Origin of the sequence: Scardovia wiggsiae F0424 (assembly GCF_000269605.1) — a bacterium.
GTDB classification, from domain to species: domain Bacteria; phylum Actinomycetota; class Actinomycetes; order Actinomycetales; family Bifidobacteriaceae; genus Scardovia; species Scardovia wiggsiae.
Genome location: NZ_AKCI01000001.1, coordinates 1,435,319 through 1,457,854, shown reverse-complemented (window position 1 = coordinate 1,457,854; position 22,536 = coordinate 1,435,319). Strand labels below are relative to the sequence as shown.

At 50.0% G+C, this 22,536-nt stretch carries 17 protein-coding genes and 1 tRNA gene; 12 read left to right on the top strand and 6 right to left on the bottom strand.

Features of this window, described 5'->3' with window-relative positions; genetic code table 11:
* Nucleotides 1–152 precede the first annotated feature (152 nt).
* The gene (gene cysK, locus HMPREF9156_RS0106370; RefSeq protein WP_007147946.1) at nucleotides 153–1,109 is read right to left on the bottom strand and encodes a cysteine synthase A; all 957 of its coding nucleotides are present in this window, start codon (nucleotides 1,107–1,109) and stop codon (nucleotides 153–155) included.
* A gap of 233 nt (nucleotides 1,110–1,342) precedes the next feature.
* Between cysK and HMPREF9156_RS0106365 the strand changes: the two genes are divergently transcribed.
* The 3 genes from HMPREF9156_RS0106365 to HMPREF9156_RS0106355 are packed head-to-tail and all read left to right on the top strand — an operon-like array spanning nucleotide 1,343 to nucleotide 3,901.
* Nucleotides 1,343–2,296, top strand: a complete 954-nt coding sequence (locus tag HMPREF9156_RS0106365) for a lysophospholipid acyltransferase family protein (RefSeq protein WP_007147945.1) — start codon at nucleotides 1,343–1,345, stop codon at nucleotides 2,294–2,296.
* A 1-nt stretch (nucleotide 2,297) separates the two neighbouring features.
* Nucleotides 2,298–3,071 (top strand): lysophospholipid acyltransferase family protein, encoded by a 774-nt coding sequence (locus HMPREF9156_RS0106360; protein WP_007147944.1) that lies wholly within the window; start codon nucleotides 2,298–2,300, stop codon nucleotides 3,069–3,071.
* On the top strand, nucleotides 3,068–3,901 hold the full coding sequence (locus HMPREF9156_RS0106355; RefSeq protein WP_017147592.1) for a glycosyltransferase: 834 nt from the start codon (nucleotides 3,068–3,070) through the stop codon (nucleotides 3,899–3,901). Before HMPREF9156_RS0106360 ends, HMPREF9156_RS0106355 begins: the two co-directional genes overlap by 4 nt.
* 404 nt (nucleotides 3,902–4,305) lie before the next feature.
* Here HMPREF9156_RS0106355 and metG read toward each other — a convergent pair whose 3' ends face one another.
* Nucleotides 4,306–6,174, bottom strand: coding sequence for a methionine--tRNA ligase (gene metG / locus HMPREF9156_RS0106350; protein ID WP_029246406.1), 1,869 nt, complete (start codon nucleotides 6,172–6,174; stop codon nucleotides 4,306–4,308).
* Nucleotides 6,175–6,507: 333 nt separating this feature from the next.
* Between metG and HMPREF9156_RS0106345 the strand changes: the two genes are divergently transcribed.
* Nucleotides 6,508–7,395 carry a hypothetical protein gene (locus tag HMPREF9156_RS0106345; protein ID WP_007147941.1) on the top strand — a complete coding sequence of 296 codons (888 nt, stop codon included), beginning with the start codon at nucleotides 6,508–6,510 and terminating at the stop codon, nucleotides 7,393–7,395.
* Nucleotides 7,370–7,627, top strand: coding sequence for a variant leucine-rich repeat-containing protein (locus tag HMPREF9156_RS0106340; protein WP_007147940.1), 258 nt, complete (start codon nucleotides 7,370–7,372; stop codon nucleotides 7,625–7,627). The genes HMPREF9156_RS0106345 and HMPREF9156_RS0106340 overlap by 26 nt, the downstream gene beginning before the upstream one ends.
* Before the next feature lie 10 nt (nucleotides 7,628–7,637).
* On the opposite strand, the gene rsmI is transcribed toward HMPREF9156_RS0106340, so the two are convergent.
* Nucleotides 7,638–8,567: a 16S rRNA (cytidine(1402)-2'-O)-methyltransferase gene (rsmI, locus tag HMPREF9156_RS0106335; RefSeq protein WP_231198101.1), complete on the bottom strand. Its 930-nt coding sequence runs from the start codon at nucleotides 8,565–8,567 to the stop codon at nucleotides 7,638–7,640.
* A 397-nt stretch (nucleotides 8,568–8,964) separates the two neighbouring features.
* Here rsmI and HMPREF9156_RS0106330 point away from each other — a divergent pair, with 397 nt between their 5' ends.
* The 3 genes from HMPREF9156_RS0106330 to HMPREF9156_RS0106315 all read left to right on the top strand — a co-directional run bounded on the left by HMPREF9156_RS0106330 (nucleotide 8,965) and on the right by HMPREF9156_RS0106315 (nucleotide 11,243).
* Entirely contained in the window at nucleotides 8,965–9,126 is a 162-nt protein-coding gene (locus HMPREF9156_RS0106330; protein WP_017147590.1) for an aureocin A53 family class IId bacteriocin, read from the top strand.
* Nucleotides 9,127–9,341: 215 nt separating this feature from the next.
* Nucleotides 9,342–9,593, top strand: a complete 252-nt coding sequence (locus tag HMPREF9156_RS07095) for a hypothetical protein (protein ID WP_231198084.1) — start codon at nucleotides 9,342–9,344, stop codon at nucleotides 9,591–9,593.
* 744 nt (nucleotides 9,594–10,337) lie between these two features.
* A complete protein-coding gene (locus HMPREF9156_RS0106315; RefSeq protein WP_007147936.1) occupies nucleotides 10,338–11,243 on the top strand; it encodes an ABC transporter ATP-binding protein in 906 nt (301 codons plus the stop codon).
* Between the two features lie 372 nt (nucleotides 11,244–11,615).
* Here HMPREF9156_RS0106315 and HMPREF9156_RS0106310 read toward each other — a convergent pair whose 3' ends face one another.
* A complete protein-coding gene (locus HMPREF9156_RS0106310; protein WP_007147935.1) occupies nucleotides 11,616–13,805 on the bottom strand; it encodes a hypothetical protein in 2,190 nt (729 codons plus the stop codon).
* A gap of 432 nt (nucleotides 13,806–14,237) precedes the next feature.
* On the opposite strand from HMPREF9156_RS0106310, the gene HMPREF9156_RS0106300 reads away from it, so the two are divergent.
* The 4 genes from HMPREF9156_RS0106300 (at nucleotide 14,238) to HMPREF9156_RS0106285 (ending at nucleotide 18,208) form a co-directional block, all read left to right on the top strand.
* Entirely contained in the window at nucleotides 14,238–16,007 is a 1,770-nt protein-coding gene (locus HMPREF9156_RS0106300) for a dolichyl-phosphate-mannose--protein mannosyltransferase (protein WP_007147934.1), read from the top strand.
* Nucleotides 16,008–16,197: 190 nt separating this feature from the next.
* Nucleotides 16,198–16,917 (top strand): DedA family protein, encoded by a 720-nt coding sequence (locus HMPREF9156_RS0106295; protein ID WP_007147933.1) that lies wholly within the window; start codon nucleotides 16,198–16,200, stop codon nucleotides 16,915–16,917.
* A gap of 122 nt (nucleotides 16,918–17,039) precedes the next feature.
* A tRNA-Ala gene (locus tag HMPREF9156_RS0106290) sits at nucleotides 17,040–17,112 on the top strand.
* A gap of 256 nt (nucleotides 17,113–17,368) precedes the next feature.
* On the top strand, nucleotides 17,369–18,208 hold the full coding sequence (locus HMPREF9156_RS0106285) for a hypothetical protein (RefSeq protein ID WP_007147932.1): 840 nt from the start codon (nucleotides 17,369–17,371) through the stop codon (nucleotides 18,206–18,208).
* Between the two features lie 167 nt (nucleotides 18,209–18,375).
* Here the strand turns inward: HMPREF9156_RS0106285 and HMPREF9156_RS06950 are convergent, their stop codons facing one another.
* Nucleotides 18,376–20,445, bottom strand: a complete 2,070-nt coding sequence (locus HMPREF9156_RS06950) for a Cna B-type domain-containing protein (protein ID WP_050958434.1) — start codon at nucleotides 20,443–20,445, stop codon at nucleotides 18,376–18,378.
* A gap of 428 nt (nucleotides 20,446–20,873) precedes the next feature.
* Nucleotides 20,874–22,400 carry an Ig-like domain-containing protein gene (locus HMPREF9156_RS0106275; protein WP_007147930.1) on the bottom strand — a complete coding sequence of 509 codons (1,527 nt, stop codon included), beginning with the start codon at nucleotides 22,398–22,400 and terminating at the stop codon, nucleotides 20,874–20,876.
* Nucleotides 22,401–22,536 lie beyond the last annotated feature (136 nt).

Sequence of the window (22,536 nt, the reverse complement as noted above, 5' to 3'; positions counted from 1 at the left end):
ATATCTGTTTAATATGCATAAGTTAATATGCATAAGCCTGTCTGTACCACTTTTGTGACACAGACAGGCTTTATACTGTACGCGGGAAAACAGGTACGTTGCCGTTTCGCCGCATTTGCCTTACGGTACTTATTCCATTATTTTATTTTCCATCATTCTGCCGCAAACAATGGCGTAGACAAGTACCGGTCGCCGGAATCCGGAAGGATCACAACAATATTCTTGCCCGCATTCTCCTCACGCTGGGCGATCTGAAGGGCGGCAGAAACAGCGGCACCCGAAGAAATGCCGGCCAGGATACCTTCCTTCCGGGCAACAGCGGCACCGGTAGCGAAAGCATCTTCATTGGTTATGCGGATGATCTCATCATAAACTGCGGTATCCAGGACGCCTGGGATGAAGCCTGTGCCGATACCCTGTATCTTATGGGGCCCCGGCTTATCCCCAGAAAGCACCGCAGAAGAGTTAGGCTCCACAGCTATCACTTTCACATGGGAATCCTGTTCCTTAAGATAACGCCCGGCTCCCGTAATCGTCCCGCCAGTGCCGACGCCCGAAACAAGCACATCAACATCGCCGTCAGTATCACGCCAAATCTCCGGACCTGTCGTCTCATAATGTGCCTGCGCATTCGCAGCATTTGAGAACTGGTCAGGCATAAAGGAACTTTCAATCTCTGCAAGGAGTTCCCCGGCTTTTTCTATAGAGCCGGAAATACCTTTTGCCCCATCAGTGAGCACTATCTCAGCACCGTATGCTTTCATCAGGCGGCGCCGTTCCACCGACATAGTGTCAGGCATAACAAGGATGACCTTGTATCCTTTGGCGCTCCCTATTGCCGAAAGGGCAATACCGGTATTGCCCGATGTCGGCTCAATGATAGTCGAACCGGGTTTGAGCTTCCCCTCACGTTCGGCAGCTTCAATCATATAAAGGGCAGCACGGTCTTTTATGGAACCGGTCAGGTTGAAAGCTTCAACTTTGCCGTAAACCTTAGCCTTAAGATCCAGGTCAGATTCAAAATGGGTGAATTCGAGAAGCGGGGTATTCCCAATAAGCTGGATATTCGATGTTTTTACAGGTGTGTCATGCGCATCCGGGGCGGCCATAATTCCTCCAATATATTTAACATGTGCATAAGATTTCTGTTATGGATAACCGACGGTATCCCGTCTTAACGGATAACGAAATACCGGCGCAGCACATGCCCGGCTATCTCTATGAGCATAATGCGATTTTCGGGCAGACACGGGTTTCTAACCCTTTAGGTAAAATTAATGTTCTGTAGCCTGCAGGTAAGCTGTCCAGAGGATAGCACGATTTAAGGGACAGAGGTACAACCATGATCATTGGTGGAAGCAAGCATGCTGTCGCAGAAAATATCCGCCACGCAATCGAAAATAATACCCCTTATAAACCCGTCGAAACTGAAGACCCGACAGCTACCCGTCAGGAAAAACTTGATCTGTCAGTCAGACAGCTTCATTCCATGCGTACTTTCAGGTTCAAGGTCAATAACTGCCTCGCCCGGGCCTCGATGCGGGTAGCAGAACGCATTATCAACTCCTCTGCAGAATATGACGGGCTGGAAAAATTGTCTGAGCTTGCTTCCAGGCATGAAGGCGTACTTGTAACAGCCAACCATTTCAATCCTCTTGAGAATCTGGCGATCCGCGAAGCGATGCGCCGCGCGGGATGGAAACGTACTTTTGTAGTCAGCCAGGCCCTGAATCTGAGGATGACGGGCTGGGTCGGGTTTATCCTCAAATACTTTGATACTATCCCCATCGCCAAGGACCATGACTATCTGTCGAACCTTTTCCCGGAGGCACTGATGCGCGTCTTCCGCGGCGGAGGGGCTGTCCTCATCTATCCTGAGGAGCAGATGTGGTTCAACTACCGCAGGCCGCGTCCGGGACGCCACGGGGTGTACGACTATGCGGCGCAGCTGAATATCCCTATCGTGTCGCTTTTCACAGAGATCATCGATACAGGGAAACCGGAGCCTTCTGACCCTGAATTCAACAAGAACCGCTATGTAGTGCATGTCCTTGATACTTTGTACCCGGATCCCAGCCTGCCGGCTGACGAAAGGAGCAAGGCCCTGCGCCGGGCCGATGATGCCCAAAGGAAGGCAGCGTACGAACGTATTTACGGCAAACCCCTTGATGCCCCCTTTGATGTCTCCGATATTGCCGGCTGGCACCCTGAGAATGCCCGGCAGAAGGAGGATGCATCCAGCCCGCAGGAACCGCAGCCGCAGCAGCCGCAATCCCCATCGCAAACCGAGGGATAGAATGCCCCGTAAAAAATACCTTTATACAAGCATTACCGACGATATGGTCGAGACCGCCAACCAGCAGTATAAGATCAAAGATTCCCATGTATGGCACAGGGAAGGCGGGAAGTTCCGCTTCATGTACCAGTGTGCCTACTCGATTTTTTTTGCCGTGTCATGGTTTTACACGTACATCTGGCTGGGTGTCCGGTTCGTCAATAAAGAAGCATTAAGCCCCTGGGCCGGAAAATCCCTTTTCATATACGGCAACCATACCCTCCCCTTCGGCGATGTAGCGCTGACTATCACGCTGAATTATCCGAACAAAGTATCCGCTATGATGAGCCCCGCCAATTTCGGCATCCCCGTAATCGGCAAGGTCCTCGAATGGGCCAATATGCTCCCCGTCCCGACAACTCAAGACCAGCACGAAGATTTCCACAAGGGGATGGACAGCCTGATTGACGAGGGGACTGCCATTGCGATCTATCCTGAGGCCCATGTGTGGCCTTTCTACACGCATATCAGGCCTTTTTCCGCCAAATCCTTTGCATACCCTGTCAGGTATGGGGTACCGGTTTTCTGCTCGACAGTAACATATCAGCGCAGGCGGTTTTTCAAGCGCCCGAAGGTCACCGTCTACATTGACGGCCCTTTCTTCCCCGAAATGGACGGAGAGAAGGACGTCAAGTCGGAAAAGCTCAGGGACCAGATATATGCTGCGATGGTTGACAGGAGCAGCGAGTCAACTTACGAGTATGCCGCTTACAGAAAGGTGCATCCTGCATCATGAATATCCTGTACTGCGGAGACAGCAATATGCGGGATGGGCTGCTCATCTCGGTCCTGTCGTTGCTGGACCATTCCAGCGGGCCGGTTAACGTTTATGTGCTTACAGCGTCGCTGACCACCCCCGGCCACGTATGGAAGCCCATAGACAGCAGGGATATATCGTATATAGACAGCCTCATAAAGGATTCCGCATGCGGGGGCAGCGCGAAACTTATTGATATAAGCGTACAGTTCAATACCCAGCTGCCATACGCAAATATGGATACGCGTTTTTCTCCGTATTGTATGCTGCGGCTGTACGCTGATCTCATTGAGCTCCCGGACCGCATGCTGTATTTAGACACTGACGTTGTATGCCGGAAGGACCCTGGCGAGCTTTATGCTGCAGATATTTCCAACGTCCAGATTGCGGGGGTTCCTGACCACTATGGCAGGCTGATGCCGACAGCCGGGTTCACGATCCCCGGGGATTATCTCAATTCAGGTGTGCTCCTGCTGAATATGCCCGAAATCCGAAGTACAGGGTTATTCGCAGGATGCCGCGAACTGTGCGCTGAAAAACGGATGTTCTTATGCGATCAGACGGCGATCAACCGGCTTGCACGCAGCAGGGCGGTCCTCCCCCGCCGTTATAACGAACAGCTGAAGACCCGGCCCGACACAGTCCTGCGGCATTTTACTACGACGCTCCATCTGCTGCCGAAACCCCATACGCTTACTGTAAAGCCCTGGGATGTTGACCGGCTGCACAGTGTGCTCAGCGAGCATGGGTTTGATCCGCTGATACATAAATACCAGTACCACATAAAACGTATGAATCCTGAACTGTGAGGATTCGGGCTTCAACACAGGCTCGCAGGCTCGGCCTTACAGGACTGGCTTCAAGCAGGCAGGAGTCTGCGGAATTGGGATGGGATGGGCAGGATCGCAGAAAATTAAAAAGCCCGGTGAAACCGGGCTATCAGAGAGAAGGAGAGAAGAAAGGTTCAATTATTAAGAGAGGATTCTCTTACCCAACTTTTACGTTGTTAGTTATTATTAAACGGCACTAACCTTAATGCTTATCCCTGATTTCCCTTAAAACAGCCTGTGAATTTTGAGCTGCGGGGTATAATAACTGGACGGATGCCGCGTGAATGCCGCGCAGCCTGGCCGCTCGCTGCCCAGCTATTTATGCCCGGCTATTTAGCTGTTTGCCCAACCGGCCATTCAACCACAACCTGTTCATCCGCTAATTATTCAGCAGTTTTCAGTTTCCGTTTTTCAGCTTCAAGCCGCGCGGATTCCTTCTCCTGACGTTCAGCAAGGCCCTGGTTGAAGCGGCTGAGCTCTTCATCAACAGCTTCCTCCGGTATCTTCTGGAAAACAGGTTCAGGCTTGTGTATTTCAGTTCCGTCAACGATCGCTTCCCTGCCCCAGGGATGTACATTGACGCCCAGCTTATAATCGCCTGTAATTATAGGATAAGTGAAATTGGGATCATCCAGGTCAGACACCTCTTCAAGATGCGGCAGGGCAGAGAACGTGCCTGATCCGCCCAAAGCCTCATAGACTTTCTGCGCAGAATGCGGGAGGAACGGTGCAAGAAGGGTATTGGCATCCATAACAGCCTGCGCAGCAGTATGTAGGATAACTGCGAGGCGTACCTCGTCATCCCTGACTTTCCATGGCTCTGTTGCTGAGATATACCTATTGATCTCTCCAACGATACGCATGGCTTCGGAGAGCGCTGCTTTCTGGTGCTGGTTATCCAGCAGCCTGCCGACTGTCTCAAAGCCATCTGCAGCAGTATGCAGTATCCCGGTATCGATATCGCGCAGATCCGATGGGTCGATATGGGGGATCCTGCCAAAATTCTTATAAAGCAGAACTGCAACACGGTTGACCAGATTGCCCCAGCCGGACACAAGCTCTTCATTATTATGGCGGACGAATTCGGCCCATGTGAAATCAGAATCAGACGACTCCGGACCGGCTATTGAAATGTAGTACCGCAGGGCATCCACCTGATACCGCGAAAGGATATCCCTGACATAAATAACGATACCGCGCGAAGAACTGAACTTCTTGCCCTCCATGGACAGGAACTCAGACGCCACGACTTCGGAGGGCATATTGAGCTTCCCCATATCACCGCGGCTTCCGCCTTTACTGCCTTCGCCGTTATACCCGAGTATCTCCGAAGGCCATATCTGGGAATGGAAAGTAATATTATCCTTGCCTAAGAAGTAATAAGCCGGGGAATCGGCATTATTCCACCATTCGCTCCATAAGCCGGGATCGCCTTTACGCCGCGCCCATTCAATAGAAGCAGACAGATAGCCGATAACAGCATCGAACCACACATAAAGCTTTTTATTGGGATTGTCTATCCATCCGTCAACCGGCACCGGGATACCCCAGTCAATATCACGTGTGATTGCACGGGGCTTGACCTCATCAAACAGGCCAATAGAAAAATTGATCACATTAGTGCGCCAGCCTTTGCGGGTTTTCAGCCAGGCCAGGTTCGCTTCAGCTAATGCCGGAAGGTCAAGGAAATAGTGCTCAGTTTCTTCAAACCGCGGTATCTCCCCATTAATTTTAGAATGCGGGTCAATAAGATCAACGGGATCAAGCCCATTACCGCAGTTATCGCACTGGTCCCCGCGTGCACCGTCATAACCGCAGATGGGGCAGGTCCCTTCGATATAACGGTCAGGGAGCGTGCGCCCGCTGGACGGCGAGATAGCGACCATTTGTGTACCTTTATATATGTATCCGTTTTTAAGGCACTGGGTGAACATGGACTGGACCACTTTTTCATGGTTCTTCGTAGTAGTCCTCGTGAAAAGGTCATAACTCAAGCCAAGGTCGCACAGGTCCTGTGCAATCACACGGTTATACCGGTCAGCGAGCTCCTGCGGCGATACGCCTTCAGCCTCTGCCTGCACCAGAATAGGGGTACCGTGCTCATCTGTCCCGGAGACCATCAGTACATCATTGCCCTTCATGCGTTCATACCGTGCATAAACATCTGACGGTACACCAAACCCCGCAACGTGCCCGATATGGCGCGGTCCGTTCGCATAAGGCCAGGCAACTGCTACTAATACATGACTCATAAGGCTGATTATCCCTATCAACGCAGACAAAAATATATATAAAGTTATCCCGCGGGTTATCCATATGGATACCTGCGGATCATATATTATCCACTGTGGGTTAAGGAGGATAACCAATATCCTCCTGTTTATCCGCTGCACTCTGTCCACAAAAATTTTGCAATCTTACAGACTTATCCGCATTATCCACATTTTCCTCAAGCTCCGGCCCATAACCGTAAAAAGTGCATAAACTGAAACGCTGTACCGGGGAACGCCCCGGCGCCAAAGCCGGCAATACAGATACAGATAGTGCAACGCCGGCAACTGTAATGTCAAAATAAAGGAGCCGTTATGGGAACAGGACTGGCCGCTGCAGGAATACAGCACCATGCAGCCGGCGGATATACGCATAATCGCAGGGTCCCTGCGCAGCAGGCCCGGGCTGCAGGCAGCACCGGCCATGACGATCTCACGCTCGCCGAGAACATCTATGAAATAACACGCAGCCTCAGCGAACCTAAAAACTCTGCCCTTTACGTACTCCGCGGAAAAATCAGCTACTCCAGGACACCGATTTTCAGGGCGAACCAGATAAGCGGAAGCATAGGTCTGAGACGCCTTATCAATACCGGGGCTATCACAATGCTGGATAACCACTCATTTTTCGTCAATGTCCAGGCGGCAAGCACCCAGGGGAGGGCTGCTATCATACAGAGCCTTCTGCCCTACAATGCTGTTGCCTGCGGGTTAGTCGCCTCCTGGATATGGGTCGGCGGTGATTTCCCGCGTACTATTGATATCATCTCGCGGTCGCATTTCCGCACACCAATATACGGCCGGGCTATCCGCGTCACCAACCGGGATATCCCGCAGGAGCATCTGTCATACCTCGGCACACAGCGCCTGACCTCACCTGTGAGGACCGCGTGCGACCTTGCCTGCCTGAGCATCAGTGAAAAAGCCGAGGAAAAAGCATACCTGTCAATCGGTAGACTCGCGGGGATATTCAATTTCACGTATACTGACTGTCTCAAAATGCTGTGGGACCACCCCCGATGGCCCGGCCATGACGAAGGGGTTATCTGTTTCAGCAATCCGCAGCTCAGGGCAATACTTGATGCACAGCGCGAACGCTATCTCCCATCGGGCAATGCCACGCAGATCGGCGGCCACACAGACCAGCGCGGCAAGAAAGGCAGGAAAGGCATCTCTTATGATGCGAAAATACAAAATCAGTAGCATGATGCCGGCACCTCCCCCGCCGCCGCTGAAGCTGACTCCGTATGTCGCTGTATCACACAGTGACGCTGAGATCCTGTGGTATATAGCACGCAATATCCCCCAGCTGCGGTGCTGGCTTATAGCAAACCCGAATTCTACCCCGGAGCTGCTGGAATATATTTCACAAAGCGGAGGGCCCCATGTTAAGGAATGCTTTGCTGTCCTCTTTGATTCCCTTGATCAGCCCTGACTGTCTTGTCTCACGCGCCCTTTATGCCCTCTGGTCCTGTATCTTCTGCTCCCACATCCTTGAGGGCGAGTACTGCGGCATACACTTTTTTCCGGTTAGGCAATGAACCGTCCGGGAGGGGATGCTCCTGAACAATACGGACGATAGCATCCTTGACTTTCACATTATGCATTTCGGAATAACGGACAGCTTCCCGTGCGAGGCCCTCAGCACTCGCAGCCGGCGAAACCTGCCCGGTAACCTGTGCCGCCTCCTCAGCACTTGCCCCGGCGATGACCAGGACTATCTCCCCACGAGGCGGATCATCCGTTACAGTCTGACGGATCTGTGCGATCGTACCGCGGCGGACTTCCTCATAATCTTTCGTCAGTTCACGGGCCAGAGCCATTGAGCGCCCCGGACCGAACACGCTGAAAAGGTCATCCATCGACTCACGGATGCGGTGCGGGGCCTCATAGAACACGATCGTCCGCGTTTCTGCCTTAAGCGCACGGAGTGCTTTCAGCCGTTCGTTATGCCTGCGGGGCAGAAAGCCTTCATAACAGAAACGGTCAGTGGCCAGCCCTGACAGCGCCAGTGCATCCAGCACCGCCGAAGGGCCGGGGGCACAGGTAACAGAAAGGCCGCGGGCTATCGCACGCCGGACAATAGCAAGCCCCGGATCGTTGATCGTGGGCATCCCGGCATCAGAAACCACAAGTACGGTTGCGCCTTCCTGCACACGGTCCAGAAGCGGATCTGCCTTGCCGCGCTCGTTATGGTCATGGTATGCAACAACCTGCCCGCTAACGTGCACACCCATACGGTTAGCCAGATCATACAGCCTGCGGGTGTCCTCCGCCGCAATAATATCCGCATTCTCTATAAGGGCTGCAAGCCGGTACGAGGCGTCGGCAGTGTTTCCTATAGGCGTAGCAGCAAGCACTACTTTGCCGCGCATCTTTTCAAACACTTTGCCGGGACTGCCAGCCTTGCCGGATACGCTGCCGGGGCTATGCCCGCCGGCAACAGGGCTATCTGCCGCCTCGGCATTATTATCCATGCTTGGCCCATCTGTTTCGGTCATACAAGTAACCTATCACTCTGGCTGGCTGCAGGCAAACTACTGATACACAGTAATATAGCACAGACACTTTTACTTTTATCAAAGCTAAATTACGATTAAAAAGAGAAAATTATTAACTTAACAATCCTGAAAATATTATATTTGCCGGATGTAACATTTGTTACAACTTTTAGGCCATGATTTGTAGCATCCCTTTACCAATGAAAGAATGCTTACTGGGACCGGTATTGATACTGGCCCCAGTAAGACAAATTAAGAAAGGATATAAGAAATGGGTGCATTTTTCAGACTCTTAAGCATACTCGCAAGGTACGGCGCAAGAGCTGTACAGTGGGCTTGGGCCCATAGAGGGACTGTTCTTCGCTGGATAGGAGCAGGACAGGCAATTGACTGGGTCATTAAGCAAATCAAACGACTTTTGGGAATCCGATAAACTTTGATTCTCTATCTGCTACAGCTATTACATTTAAAGTAAAATTGACTAACAGCTGTAGCAGATTGTTTTTATACACATTCTCTGGATGGTGTTTTTACGGTAAGAGTAAAGTAGGCCGTCTTGAATATTGATATATTAATAGCTGTTTACAAATTATACTAGTATAGATAATACATTAATCATTTACGTTTTAAATTATAGAAAGGCCTAATATGAACTTCAAATCTCGTCCAGCATGGATTACAGCGATAGTTTTCACTATATTATCAGGACTCCTTATGTGGTATGCAACAGGCCAAGTCACCGATGATGTCACGCGAGAGACAAACGCATCCCACTCAGAAATACTCCTTGCCCAAAGTATATTAGTTGGTGTTGTGTCATTAATTATAGGGACCATCGTACTGTTGATTGGCGCAGCAATTTCGAAACATCACCAAAATAATAAAAACCAGTATAAATAGAGAAATAATAAATATAGGGATTCCAGTGACAACTCATCTAAGAGAATTACTCGCTCTGCAATCAACTAGGATCATTGCGGTTTTTACTATATGCCTTAAGCTAACGCTCGGATTGGGGATTCTATTTACTAGCAAACCTGGAACGAGTATTCTTATACCGATTACCGCTGGAGATGACACTACCCCATTTTTAATAGGAATTCTATCGGTAGTCGCCATAACAGGTTATTTCTCACACGGCACTATAGTGCTTGACATACTAGCGAATCCGAATAAACTCAAAATTCAATTGAGAAGAATCAGCGCCGTATCAATAGTCTCTGTAGCATCTCTCATCCTTGCTTACTTGATAAACTGGTGTATTATCGAAGCTATCGTGGTAATTGGAAAGTTGCAGTTAAGTTTCGTCCCTTTGCAGAACATGCTTTTTAGCCTCTTAAATATACTTTTGCTAGCAATTACTTATTCACTCATCGGATCAGGACTCGGGTTCACAATTATTTCAACCGCAGGAACAATATTTGTATATCTCGGAATCATGTGGGGATTGCCTATCTTAGCTGCATTATCTGGAGCTATCAATCCGCTTCTTATACAGCATTTCCTACAATATACTCCAGCTTCCCTAACTATATGGATAACTTCTTCACAACAACTGCATTGGTATTGGGGTGTTATTGGGCTGTTCATATGGTCTTTTGCGATACAGTTACTGGGAATAATTCGATTAAGGACATATAAACCATGGCGATGAAACTCCAAGTTAAAAACATAAAAAAGTCCTATAACTCTAATATAGTACTTCATTCTATTTCCTTTAACGTTTTGCCAGGACAGATAGTGGGCTTGCTCGGCCCCAATGGAGCAGGGAAAAGTACACTTTTGAATATTATCTGCGGTCTCACCTCATCAGATGAGGGAGAGGCACTGTTCAACAATGATAGGTATCCCAAACTTCCCTCTCCGATAACAAAAATCGGTACACTGCTTAACCCACTTTGGTTAGACACCAGGTTAACCTGTAAAAAATTACTGGAGCTTCATGCGCATCGGCTTATGCTGCAATCGCCCGACCATGCTGCACAAGATATTCTTAAACAGATTTCATTAGAGGCTAGTGCGAATAAACGTGTAGATGATTTATCCCTCGGCATGAAACAACGCCTTGCTCTAGGTGTAGCTTTAATCGGTAACCCGGAAATGCTCATACTTGACGAACCAATAAATGGACTTGATGCGAACGGAGTCGCATGGATGCGCAAGAAATTAACTAATTTTGCTCAAGAAGGCAAAAGCGTATTATTGTCATCACACCTTATGAGTGAAGTGGAGCTGACCGCCACACATGTAGCAATACTTAACCATGGAAAGATCCAAGTTTATGATTCTCTTGAGAATCTTCAGTATCAAAAAAATGCTGTGGTCTTTGGTATACCAGATAATTCAACAAGCCTATTAGACTCACTCAATTACCATGGGATATCTGTGTCACATGTTACTGATAATACTCATAAAAATAAATACATCGCATTGAATATTTCAACAAGAGAGTTATTCCAGTACGCAGTAGAGTCCAAGACGACACTTGATTTTCTAGCGCCGCAGCACGATTCTTTAGAGTCAATTTATTTTGACTATTTAAATAAGTGATGTTCTATGCAGCGATTTCTTTCATACCAAGATATGCAAAATGACAAATTCGTTACTAAATACTAAAGATACCTTAGCTAATCAGACTATTAAAACGAATAATGCTTATTACAAAAACTTCCAGTCCGGTTTCTCGATTATTCCACCACGAGAAAGTGAAACTAACTGCAACAACTGACGAAGTATCATTACCATATCTGGATGCTCAAGATGCCGCAAAAATAATTATGATCCTTGCCGTGCTAGATGATAAAGAGTGAAACATTTCAATCCGCTATTAATCGTTAGTCGTCTTGCACATAAAGTAAAAGTGATAGTACGTATTACTGACATTCTTTCCTATACTTTATCCCTAATACCTATATGGATTAGTTACTCGCCTGTACGATAGACATAAAGCCGCTTAACCGTCTGATTATTCGCCAGGTCGGTTGCTTTAAGGGTGATGGTATTCTGCCCCGCCTTCAGCGGCACAACAATTTCCTTCACCACTTCTACCCCGCCATCCGCAAACGAAATAACGGTCTTATCCTCATCTACGATCAGGGAATCGTCCTGATACAGACCCAGTTTAAGGGAGTTGTCAGTTGACCTGACGGTCAGGCGCACGGAATCAGAATCAGGTGCGCGGTCATGGACTTCATATTCCACTTCCGGAGCCAGTTTGTCGAAGAACGTACGCCGGACGATGCTTGCAGTTTCACCTTTCCTGGTCGTAACTTCAACTTTGACATTGATATTGAATGCCGTCATTTTCAGCCTGGTACTGAACAGGTAAGCATTACCCGAGTAAGCCGCGCTGCCGGCCCTTCGGCTGATGGCTTTCTTCGTCACATCATTTTTTGTCAGATGGACCGGGTCTGAGACCATGTTTCCCCGGTTATCCACAAGATAGACATTGATATCTTTGATCTCGTCATCATCTTTGACATACCCGATGAATCCGGTCACGTCAAGCATGTCGCCCTCAGTCGTCATACCGGAGTTGACCGCCAGAAGGCCTGGGCTTTCGAGGAATACTGCCGGATATTTATCCTTAAGGTTGTTGGTTTCCTTCATAGCGTCAGGGTCAGCGGAGCCGGTATCTGAAGAGTTGGGGCCGGGACTGGGCCTCTCCTCCCGTTTATCGCGGCCGGAAGCATCCTGATCCCCCTGCAGACCGTCCTGCCCGCGGCCCTGCGCCGGAGAATCCGGCCCGTCTTCATACACGATGTCAATCGTGGAATCAGACTGAAGCTCAGTCCCTATCAGGAGCGCCCCAAGATAATAGTAATATCCGTTTTTCTGTTCCTCGACATCAAACAGCGCCCCTCTGCGGACAAGGTTTGTACGATGCTCACGGTCGGTAACGACAACTTCCTTGATCTTCCCGCGGAAAGGTTCACGGAAATACAAAGTAAACACGTGCTTTCCGGGTTTCAGCTTCACCGAATTCCCGGCATCCACCGCCTGCTTCGTATTATCGACCCGCAGCTCTCTGAACCTGGCATGATGATCCCTGCCGAACCCTACAGAGATATCTGCTTTCTTCAGGTCAGGCATAGCACCGTCTTTGACAGCCGTATGTATGTCGCAGTCACGGTCAAGAGGGTCAACAGAGAATCTCAGTGTATTTGTGCCGCTGTCGTAAGCAAACTTATATTTTTGCGCATTGCTATCATCCAAGGTACTGTTGCGCAGGATATATTCTTTTGCGCCGCGCACCTGCATATACAGATCCGAAATATGCCTGTTCCCAGGCAGCTTTACCGTTACCTCAGCTTTTTTAGTATCGACAGCGGTAACAGGGCTATTTACCTCTGTCCCGTTGACTGATATCTGCGCACCATGGGGCTTGAGCTGGCTCAGGTAGTCGGCGAAAGTGATCTGATGGATATCGCTTGAAGCACCGGTCAGCGCTACCTGCGCGGCAGTGTTGCTCAGATAATCCTGTGCCGAAACATGGACATGGCTTGCCTCAGCATAGAAAGGCACTTTTACCCGGATCTCTGTGTTGCGGAATCCGTTACGGTTCACGAAGATCTCTGTGTCGATACCGTATGCATTCGGGACATCGTCCTTGCTGACCGTAAGTTCGCCGTTAACGACCTTCGGCAGGGTTTTCCCATTCCGTTCAGCTTGATCAACAAAGGTCAGTTTAACGTAGCTGCCGTACCGGGGCTTTCTGCCTGCCGCAGAGGAGGGGCCTGCGTCGGAGGCTGCAGTGCTGCCGGCACCCTGCCCGCGTTCAGCATCCTTCGGCGCGCGGGGACTGTTTGAAGGGATATACGGCTTGTACACATCCGTGCCGGGGAAATCCTCGATACTGTTATCGCCGCCGGCATCGCTGCCGGTACCTTTGCCGCTGCTGTTTACACGTCCGGAGCTGCCGGCATCGCTGCCTTCCCGCCCGTCAGTACCGGGCGAAGCAGAAGGATTGGAGTTATCACCGCGTGCGCTATGGCTGCCGCGCGCTATGCGGGATGTCTGCGTACCCTGCGGCCCATTGTGCTGCCGCATACCGATCCGGTATGCTACAGCAAGCCCTGCGGCTGCCGCAAGCGCTAAAAGCAGAGGGACCACAATAAGCAGGACCTTCCTTTTCCGCCTGTTGCCCTGCTTGCTTTCCGCACTGCTGTTCCTGTTTGCAGGACCCCCTTCCCTTCCGTCTGTTCTGACGCCATCCTATATCCTTTTCTGATATTGCTTTTGATGCTTTCCTGCATCCGTTCCACTGCCTGCTGATATCAGCTGCCGCCTTTCAGCCTTTGCTGAAATCTGCCGGTATTTACCGGTACCTATCTGCCTTTCCGCCCAATTTCCTGCACAATCCATCCTCAATAATTATATATTGAGAATTAATATCATTAATACTAAAAACAGTTTTACAAAACCCGTGGATAAAAATCAGCCGGGACACACCGTACTGCGGATCGGCAAGCATGCCGCGTGTTGGACACAGCAGATATAATAGGGCTGAGAACACATCACAAGCCAGACACGGTATCTTAAACTATGGAACCAGACGAGAGCAGCAGCAATAATATTGACGGGGCCGGCAGCGCAGGGCCCGCAGCCGGTACATGCGGCCGGCGGTACCACCCCGGTATACGCACAAAATCCCGCATGCGCGTACTGCACGGCAGCAGTACCGGCGGTTCCCGTATAGCTCTGGTCCCCAGCCATCATCGGAAACTGCTGCCCGGATGGAGCCAGCTGCAGGCTTACACGCATACTAGCCGCGGGCGGCAGGCGATGGGCTGGATAGTCACGCTTACAGTCACTATTTTTGGCGGCCTTCTGCGGTTTATACGGCTCGGCAGCCCTAAAGGCCTGGTTTTTGACGAAACATATTACGTTAAGGACGCCTGGACCATGCTTATGACGGGAGAAGCGCGGGACTGGCCGAAAACCATACACGGGACAGCTGTTAATGCTTTGTTCGCAGCAGGGCAGACCGATAACTGGCTGCCCCAGGCGGAGAACGTGGTCCACCCTCCCCTGGGGAAATGGTTCATAGCCCTGGGGCTCAAACTTTTTGGCGGCGCCGGAAACATTGCCGCATGGAGGGTAGCCACCGCGGCAGCAGGCACTATAGGCATCCTCCTCATATGCCGCATAGCGCTTAAACTGTTCCGTAACCTTCCGCTGGCAGCGCTTGCCGGGATACTCATGAGTATTGACGGCCTCGGAATAGTTATGAGCCGCACCGGAATCCTTGATATCTTCATTATGAGCCTGGTACTTGGAGCCTTCCTCTGCCTGCTCAATCACCGCGAATGGGCACTCGCAAAACTCACCGCGTATGCCGATGCCCATCACGTTTCGCCGCAGACTCCTCAAAACTCAAGAAACCTAGCCGGACCATCCGTATTCTTCTCATGGTGGCGCCTCGCAGCTGCCGTATTGCTTGGGCTGAGCTGCGGGATCAAATGGTCTGGAATATATTTCTTTGCTGTTTTCGCCCTTATCTCCGTACTATGGGATGCATATAACAGGCATACGCTCGGATACCGCTTCTGGTTCGCAAGCGCTGTTATCCGCGACGGCCTGCCCGCAGCACTGTATATGGTACCCACGGCAACGCTGTCATACTGTGCGACATGGGCCGGCTGGTTCATTCATCCGGATTCCTATATGCACAACTGGGCGGCGGCGCATCCCGGGGAAGGGATCACATGGCTCCCTGAAACACTGCGGTCGTTCGTTGAATACCACCGCCAGATGTGGCAGTTCCATGTTAACCTGAGCGAACCGCATCCATATATGGCGAATGCATGGATGTGGCCGCTGCAGATCCGCCCGACGAACTTCTGGCTGTCAGAATCAGCAAAAGGGACCGGGCTGTGCGCGATATCCCCCGGATCGCCCTGTTACAGCAATGTTACAGCTTTAGGAAATCCCCTGCTGTGGTGGATCGGGACGCTGTGCGCGCTCCTGGTCATTATCATAGCCCTTGTTCATTTTGCAAGCCGGCGCGGAGACTGGCGGGTGTGGGCTGTATTTGCGGGCTGGCTCGGAGGATGGCTTCCGTGGCTGCAGTACCTGAATCGCACAACATTCAATTTTTACGCGATAGTGCTTCTCCCCTGGGTGATCCTGTCTGTGATATATATGGCAAGCTGGCTCAAAGCCCAGCTTAAAAAGCGGGCATACCATGCGATTGTAGGCATAGGCGTGGCCGCCATAGTGCTGACATCAGTTTTCTTCTTCCCGCTCTGGACAGGGATACCGCTCCCCCGCGGGCTTTGGGCGGCACATATGTGGCTGTACAGCTGGATCTAAGTGCCGGAACCAGGCTACTGCCGATTGCCGGCTTTCGTATCGGCGCTGCTAATATCCGTAATTGTTAGTATCTGGTTTAGATTTAGCCCTGAAAGACGGCGTTACAGGCGTATCGTGTATGCTTATATAGTTTCTGATCGTACAGGCTCCTCACGGGAGCCAGGGCACGGATACCAATAAGGGAGTTCCAGTGAACGTTATTAACTTTTTTGTGCAGCTTCTCAGAGATCCGCGCACCGCAATCGCCGGATTGATCACGATGCTTGGCCTCGGGCCTACTTACGCTATTATCTTCCTGATAATCTTCATTGAGACCGGCGTAGTGTTTATGCCCTTCCTCCCCGGGGATTCCCTACTGTTTGCCGCAGGGTATTTTGCCGCCGACTCGAAATACCCCATTACCCTTCCTGTGCTGCTGCCCATCCTGCTTGCTGCGCCGATCCTGGGAGATCAGTGCAACTACTTTATCGGCCATTTCTTCGGCCGGCGGATCGTCGAATCCGGCAAAGTCAAGTCGCTGACACCGGAAAGGATCGCCAAAACCGAGGGGATGATAGACAAGTGGGGTCCGCTTGCGGTATTCCTCGGGCGTTTCTTCCCCTTTATCCGTACTTTTATGCCGTTCTTCGCCGGCATTACGGGCATGAAATGGCACCGGTTCGCGCCGTTCAGCGTACTTGGGGGGCTGGTCTGGGGCTCGCTGTTCACCCTGCTCGGATACTTCTTCGGCGGCATCCCCGCAGTGCAGAAACACTTTGAGCTTGTGATAGTAGGGATACTGCTCATCTCCCTCATCCCAACTTTCGTTGGGCTCATCAAAGTAAAACTGATCAAGAGCAAAACTAAAAAGGAAGCGGCAGCGGAATCTGGTGCGGAGGGGCTTTCTGCCGGTACCGGCGCCGGTGAATAACACTCGCCCCATATCTGGGACCAGAGCACCGAGTATAGTATGGAATGTTGCCGGGGCAGCGTAACCGCAGCATATGGCAGCACGGCACTGACCAGCGGCATGCTGGTACCGGCGGATCCAATGGGGCTGTAGCGCAGTTGGTAGCGCGCTTCGTTCGCATCGAAGAGGTCGGGAGTTCGACTCTCCTCAGCTCCACGAAGATTAAAATAAGAAACAGTAATAGAACGCTGCCGAAACTCCTGTTTCGGCAGTATCAGCAACTATAAGCATACTCAATTAACGCTAATTCAAATAGCCGTAACATTCGATTATCTATAATTGAAAGAAACACGAATACTAAATTGTTGATCTTAGAAATCCCCCCCCTATTAGAATTTAAGCGGCAACGAATCGCCTGTACGATCAAGCCATAAATCAACTAAATACTAAAATTCAATAGAAGGGAATACCTATGACTCCAGCAGAGATGGTGGAAAAAGTCCGCAGCGGAGAAATTTCAAAAGCCGATATCCGCTCTAACGGATGCATGCTTTCTGTTACAGAACGTATCAAGAAAATCAAACAACCATACGGCGGATACATCAATACTAAAGAATTTATGCCAACACAACTTGAAGGCGGCGGTATTGAAGATCTTAATCCTGAGGAGAATGTAGGCCCCGGCCTTGTCGGAACAGCTGTTGACTATCTGACACGCTTTATGACAGGTTCACCGGCAGAAGACAGCTTCCGGATCTCCATTCTCGGCGCGAGAGAAATTGGGGAGATGAGACTCTGTGAATCACTCCTGGCTAAGGTCAAGGGTCTGGATACCGATTCAATCACGGCAGCAGTAAAACTTACAGGTTTTGATGTCTGCAAACGTGTAGGAGTTGAGCGATATCGTCCGGTAGAAAGCATTGAACCTGACGCTCCCACAATTGCCAATATCCGTACAATGGTTGAACGATCCTGCAGCTTCTTCAAAGAGTACGGGCCAAAAATCTTAGACGGACTCACTTTTGAAGGAGGCTACACAGGTTACGTCAGTACTGGCGATGGCGACTTCCTCACCAAAGATACGCTATGGGATTTCAAAGTTGCAAAGAAAAAGATCCAGAATACGCAAACTCTGCAGCTGCTCATGTACTGGCGTATGGAGCTGCATTCCATACATCCCGAGTATCAGGAAGTAAAGTACCTCGGGCTTTATAACCCGCGGCTCAATATCATATACCGCATGGCAGTTGAGGATATCCCTGCTGATACCATTGCTCAGGTTGAGCATGATGTTATTGGGTATAGAGTATAGGCGATTATTAAGCTAATAATAGAGGAAGCGGCCTCCCGGACAGCTGATAATCTGCCGGTATAGGAGGCCGCTTCTTGTTTTCTAGGGAGAAGGACAACAAAGTAAGAAATTGCCCTCATGTGTGGAGTGCTTGAATGGGGCGCTCCACACACGTCTTTTATTTATTTTTACCTGTTCGCCGCAGTATTACGCTGTCCCCTATCCTTCCGGCGCAGGATAAATGCCGCACCTGAAAGGAGAAGGGCTGTCCCTGCGATTGTTATGGCCCATAGGCCTGTGCCTGTCCTGGCCAGCTGTGGTTTCTTCGGAGCCGGAGGCACTGTTGGAGGAGTAACCGGAGGCGTTGGAGGCACCACCGGGGTATGCGAATTCGTTACCGTAAACCCGGAAGCCATATCACCGGAGATCGTCGACGTATACCCGTGCGGAACGCTGGTTTCCTTCACCGTATAAGTAATGGCTTTGCCTGAAGCATTCTTATCCAAACCACCCCAGGTATGCTTCCAGCTGTTAGCCGCATCCAACGTGACCGGATCACCGGAAGCCTTCCCATCCGCATACAGCTGCACAGACACAGAAGACGGACGCACACCATCCTGGTCATTCCGGTCATCCCACACCTTGGAAACAGAAACAGAAGTCCTCTCCACCCTATGAGAATTCGTAATAATAAACCCAGAAACAGCATCACCGGTGACTTTGAATGTATACTTGCCGTTAGCAGGGAGTACTTCAGATACGGTGTATTTGATATCCTGCCCATTATTCTTAGCCTTAAGGCCTGTCCACGTATAAGTCCAGTGGTTTGCCTCATTGAGAGTCACCAGGTCTCCGCTTTTCTTGCCGTCAGCGCGGAGCTGCACCTGGACGGAGTCCGGGCGCACACCGTCAGTGTTATCCGAATCATCCCAGGCTTTCGTCACTTTCACTGAAGTTTTTTCCTCCAGTTTATCGACGACCGTTATTTCTGCCGTCTTAGCATCATTCTTAAGCTGTTCAGCAGTAATTTTTACAGGATCGGCCTTCTCATACCCGTCAGGAGCCGTAGTTTCCGTGATAGTATAGTTGTCACGGAGCAGGCCGCCAAGCGAACCTGTACCATCCTCACCTGTTGTTATCGTCCCTACCGTTTCACCGGAACTGTCACGGACAACACTGAATATGGCGCCTTTGAGTGTCCTGCCGTTTACGTCTGTTTTCCTGAGCTTGATCGAATAGTTATATCCATTAGCTTCGCCGGATGCAGACTGCCATGTAACAGTGCTGTTGAATTCCTCTGTTTTGTCATTATAATTAAGAAGAACACGGTTCTTGAACTGTTCACCATTAAGCGGAGCATGGTTAAGTTTCACTTTATACTCAATCATATACCCATCAGTACCAAGATCTCCAAGATTAATACTGAAACCGCCATAACCTTCATTTGTATAATTTATTGCTGTTGAAGCGGTAACATCAGTACCGTTTTGAAGTACAAAACTTTTAATACCCAGATCCATGACCCACTTACCCCGGGTGATCTTAAAGCTGGACTTGTCGTAAGACATACCGGCAGAACGGAGGGTGTCAGAAACTGTGACTTTCTTCATATCTTCGCCCCGGGCACTCACACGGATAAAATACTTAATCGTTCCAGTATTATAATCCGTGTTTGACCATTTAGCTATAGTTTCATTAGGGTTGTCCCCATTCCATGGTCCGTAATTGATCTCACCAGCAGGGACGAACTTCCCATTGACATCCAGATTGATAGCCTTTTTACCATATGTCTTTACTTTATCAGTTTTTATCCTGATAGCTGCAGAAATCTTACCGGTAATATCAGAATGGGATTCTACATAATCTGTATAAGTCAGGGTCATCTTGCCTGTCGCAGCATCAAGATGAGCCTTCGCTACTGTATGCCCGTCGCTGCTCTTAACGTCAAAATCAAGGTTCGCATTGAATGTGAAGTCGTCGGGGAGCGTAATAGTTGAGGTATCGCCACTATGGATACCATTCGGCAGCTTGAAACCCATATCCAGCTGCGTCGTATAGTCTTGGGGATTCAACTCTTTTTTTGTCACACTCGCATCAGTAATAATATTCTCCGTAAGCTCAGCCGCTGACGCCTGAGAAAGACGGAGTGTGTTAAAACCCAAGCTCCCAAGAAGGATGGCGAGCGCAGCAAGGCAGGCACCCATCCATTTAAGCCATTCCGGCTTCCGCGCCAGAGAAGTGTCCGCATGATTCCTCATAAAACACAATCCTTTCCTCAAAGACCCTTCTATTCCTTCTATATCCAGAATGTATGCAATTAAGATCCCCCCCCCCCGGACAACTGCGGCCTAAATACCTGAACTGCCTGAAATAAAGGGAATTTGTTTTTTGAGAAAAGGTTTCAGAGTGGAATGAGGAAAATAAGAGCCGCTCTCCCCACATGCTGAGCCGAAATACCGCAAATTCATAGCTTTGCTGCGGTAACGCTGCCGGAATAGCAGAAAGTAAATGTACTATTTTGCGTCTACGTACCGGCAGTCTCGGCATCGCCGCTGTAACAGCAGACAGCAGATAAAGGGGCACAACGGAAAAAGGGCTGCCTCAAAGGCAGCCCTTATATGGCACACAGACAAAGCTTCTGAAAGGAAAGCTCACAGAGCGTCCTGCCTGCAATTCCAGTATTTTGCTATTCCTTCCTTAATGCCCGGCGGCGGAACATAAGTACTGCCCCAGCAAGGAATAACGCACTTCCGGCAGCCGCTACAGACCACAGGCCTACCCCAGTCCTCGCCAGCTGCTTGTGCGGCTTGGGAGTCGGCGGGACGGCCGGAGGCGTTGCCGGCGGGACAGTTGGAGGGACCACTGGCGGCGCGGGAGGATTTGGCGGCGTAGGCGGTACAACAGGAGGGATTTTCTTGTCAACAATCTTTACTTCTGCTGTTTTTGCACCGTTTTCAAGGTTGCCTGCCGTGATCTTTACTGGGGCAGCCTTCTCATACCCTTCAGGGGCTGTGATCTCGGTAAGGGTATAGCTGTCAGCAAGCAGGCCGCCGAGCGTAACCGCACCGTTGCTGTCAGTCGTCACAGTCCCTACAACCTCGCCGCTGGAATCACGCTTGACTTCAAAAACAGCACCCTTCAGAGGAACGCCATTCTCATCAGTCTTCCTGATCTTAATAGAATAGTTGTAACCATTAGCCTCGCCTCCTCCGGTTTCCCATACAGCGGTCCAGTTGACCTCTTTGGTGTTGCCGTTGTAATCGACTTTCGCAGAGTTCTTGAAAGCCTCCCTGTTCAGCGGGGTATGGTTGATATTGACCTTGTACCTGATCAGGTAGCCATCTGTACCAATATTGCCGAGTTTGATATTAAACCCGCCTTTACCTTCATTAGTAAAGTTCACTGTCGTTGAAGAGGAGACATCAGCCTGCTGGTGGAATTCGAAAGCTTTGCTTGCCGGATTGACTGTCCAGCTCCCTTTCAGGACCTCGAAACTTGACTTATCATATGTCAGTCCATATGTACGGAGGACATCAGAGACCGTAACGTCCTTCATGTCCTCGCCCTTGGCGTTGACGCGAAGAGTGTACGTAATATAATTATGCGCATAATTGCCGCTTGACCACTTCGCAAGAACTTCATCCGGGTTGTCACCCTTCCACGGGCCGTAATTGATCTCACCTGCCGGGACCCTGTGCCCGTTAACATCAAGATCTACAGACTTCTTGCCGTAATCTTTTACCTTGTCAGTATCAATTTTGACGGAGACATCAATCTTGCCGGTTATATCGGAATGCTTCTCAACATAGTCTGTATAGGTGAGCGTCAGCGTACCGGTGTCAGGGTCGACATGCGCTTTGGCAACAACGCTGCCGTTTGAACTCATAACATTGAAATCAAGTTTAAGATAATATTTGAAATCAGTATTAGCGAGCTTGATAGTCGATGTGTCACCGGCATGTATGCCGCTGGGCAGCTTAAAGCCCATCTTCAGCTGAGTCGTGTAGCTCCGGGGCGTCAGCTCTTTTTTAGTCACTTCTGCACTGGTAATGATATTCTCAGTTAGCTCTGCGGCTGATGCCTGAGACAGACGTACCTGCGGGGATGCAAGCACCGCAATACTTACAAGCGCTGCAACGATGAGTGCCACAGCAGCACCCCACCTCGTTACGGCAGGCTTACGCCTGGTATCTAAATAAGTATGACCACCCATTTGATCGTACTTCCTTTCTTCAATAACTCCTTCCTCACACTAATCCCTAGAAAACTGTGTTTCCATGATACCCCCCCCCCGTTACATTTGCGGACTAAAAGCACCGGAAGCAAGTAATAAGTAAGGAAAAGGGGAA

What these genes read in the sequence shown, in the direction of transcription:
- HMPREF9156_RS0106340 (WP_007147940.1), top strand. Translation starts at nt 7,370, where the DNA reads ATGATGCGAAAATACAAAATCAGTAGCATGATGCCGGCACCTCCCCCG.
- HMPREF9156_RS0106300 (WP_007147934.1), top strand. Translation starts at nt 14,238, where the DNA reads ATGGAACCAGACGAGAGCAGCAGCAATAATATTGACGGGGCCGGCAGC.
- rsmI (WP_231198101.1), bottom strand. Translation starts at nt 8,567, where the DNA reads ATGCGCGGCAAAGTAGTGCTTGCTGCTACGCCTATAGGAAACACTGCC.
- HMPREF9156_RS0106330 (WP_017147590.1), top strand. Translation starts at nt 8,965, where the DNA reads ATGGGTGCATTTTTCAGACTCTTAAGCATACTCGCAAGGTACGGCGCA.
- cysK (WP_007147946.1), bottom strand. Translation starts at nt 1,109, where the DNA reads ATGGCCGCCCCGGATGCGCATGACACACCTGTAAAAACATCGAATATC.
- metG (WP_029246406.1), bottom strand. Translation starts at nt 6,174, where the DNA reads ATGAGTCATGTATTAGTAGCAGTTGCCTGGCCTTATGCGAACGGACCG.
- HMPREF9156_RS0106360 (WP_007147944.1), top strand. Translation starts at nt 2,298, where the DNA reads ATGCCCCGTAAAAAATACCTTTATACAAGCATTACCGACGATATGGTC.
- HMPREF9156_RS0106285 (WP_007147932.1), top strand. Translation starts at nt 17,369, where the DNA reads ATGACTCCAGCAGAGATGGTGGAAAAAGTCCGCAGCGGAGAAATTTCA.
- HMPREF9156_RS0106345 (WP_007147941.1), top strand. Translation starts at nt 6,508, where the DNA reads ATGGGAACAGGACTGGCCGCTGCAGGAATACAGCACCATGCAGCCGGC.
- HMPREF9156_RS0106275 (WP_007147930.1), bottom strand. Translation starts at nt 22,400, where the DNA reads ATGGGTGGTCATACTTATTTAGATACCAGGCGTAAGCCTGCCGTAACG.
- HMPREF9156_RS0106315 (WP_007147936.1), top strand. Translation starts at nt 10,338, where the DNA reads ATGGCGATGAAACTCCAAGTTAAAAACATAAAAAAGTCCTATAACTCT.
- HMPREF9156_RS06950 (WP_050958434.1), bottom strand. Translation starts at nt 20,445, where the DNA reads ATGAGGAATCATGCGGACACTTCTCTGGCGCGGAAGCCGGAATGGCTT.
- HMPREF9156_RS0106355 (WP_017147592.1), top strand. Translation starts at nt 3,068, where the DNA reads ATGAATATCCTGTACTGCGGAGACAGCAATATGCGGGATGGGCTGCTC.
- HMPREF9156_RS07095 (WP_231198084.1), top strand. Translation starts at nt 9,342, where the DNA reads ATGAACTTCAAATCTCGTCCAGCATGGATTACAGCGATAGTTTTCACT.
- HMPREF9156_RS0106365 (WP_007147945.1), top strand. Translation starts at nt 1,343, where the DNA reads ATGATCATTGGTGGAAGCAAGCATGCTGTCGCAGAAAATATCCGCCAC.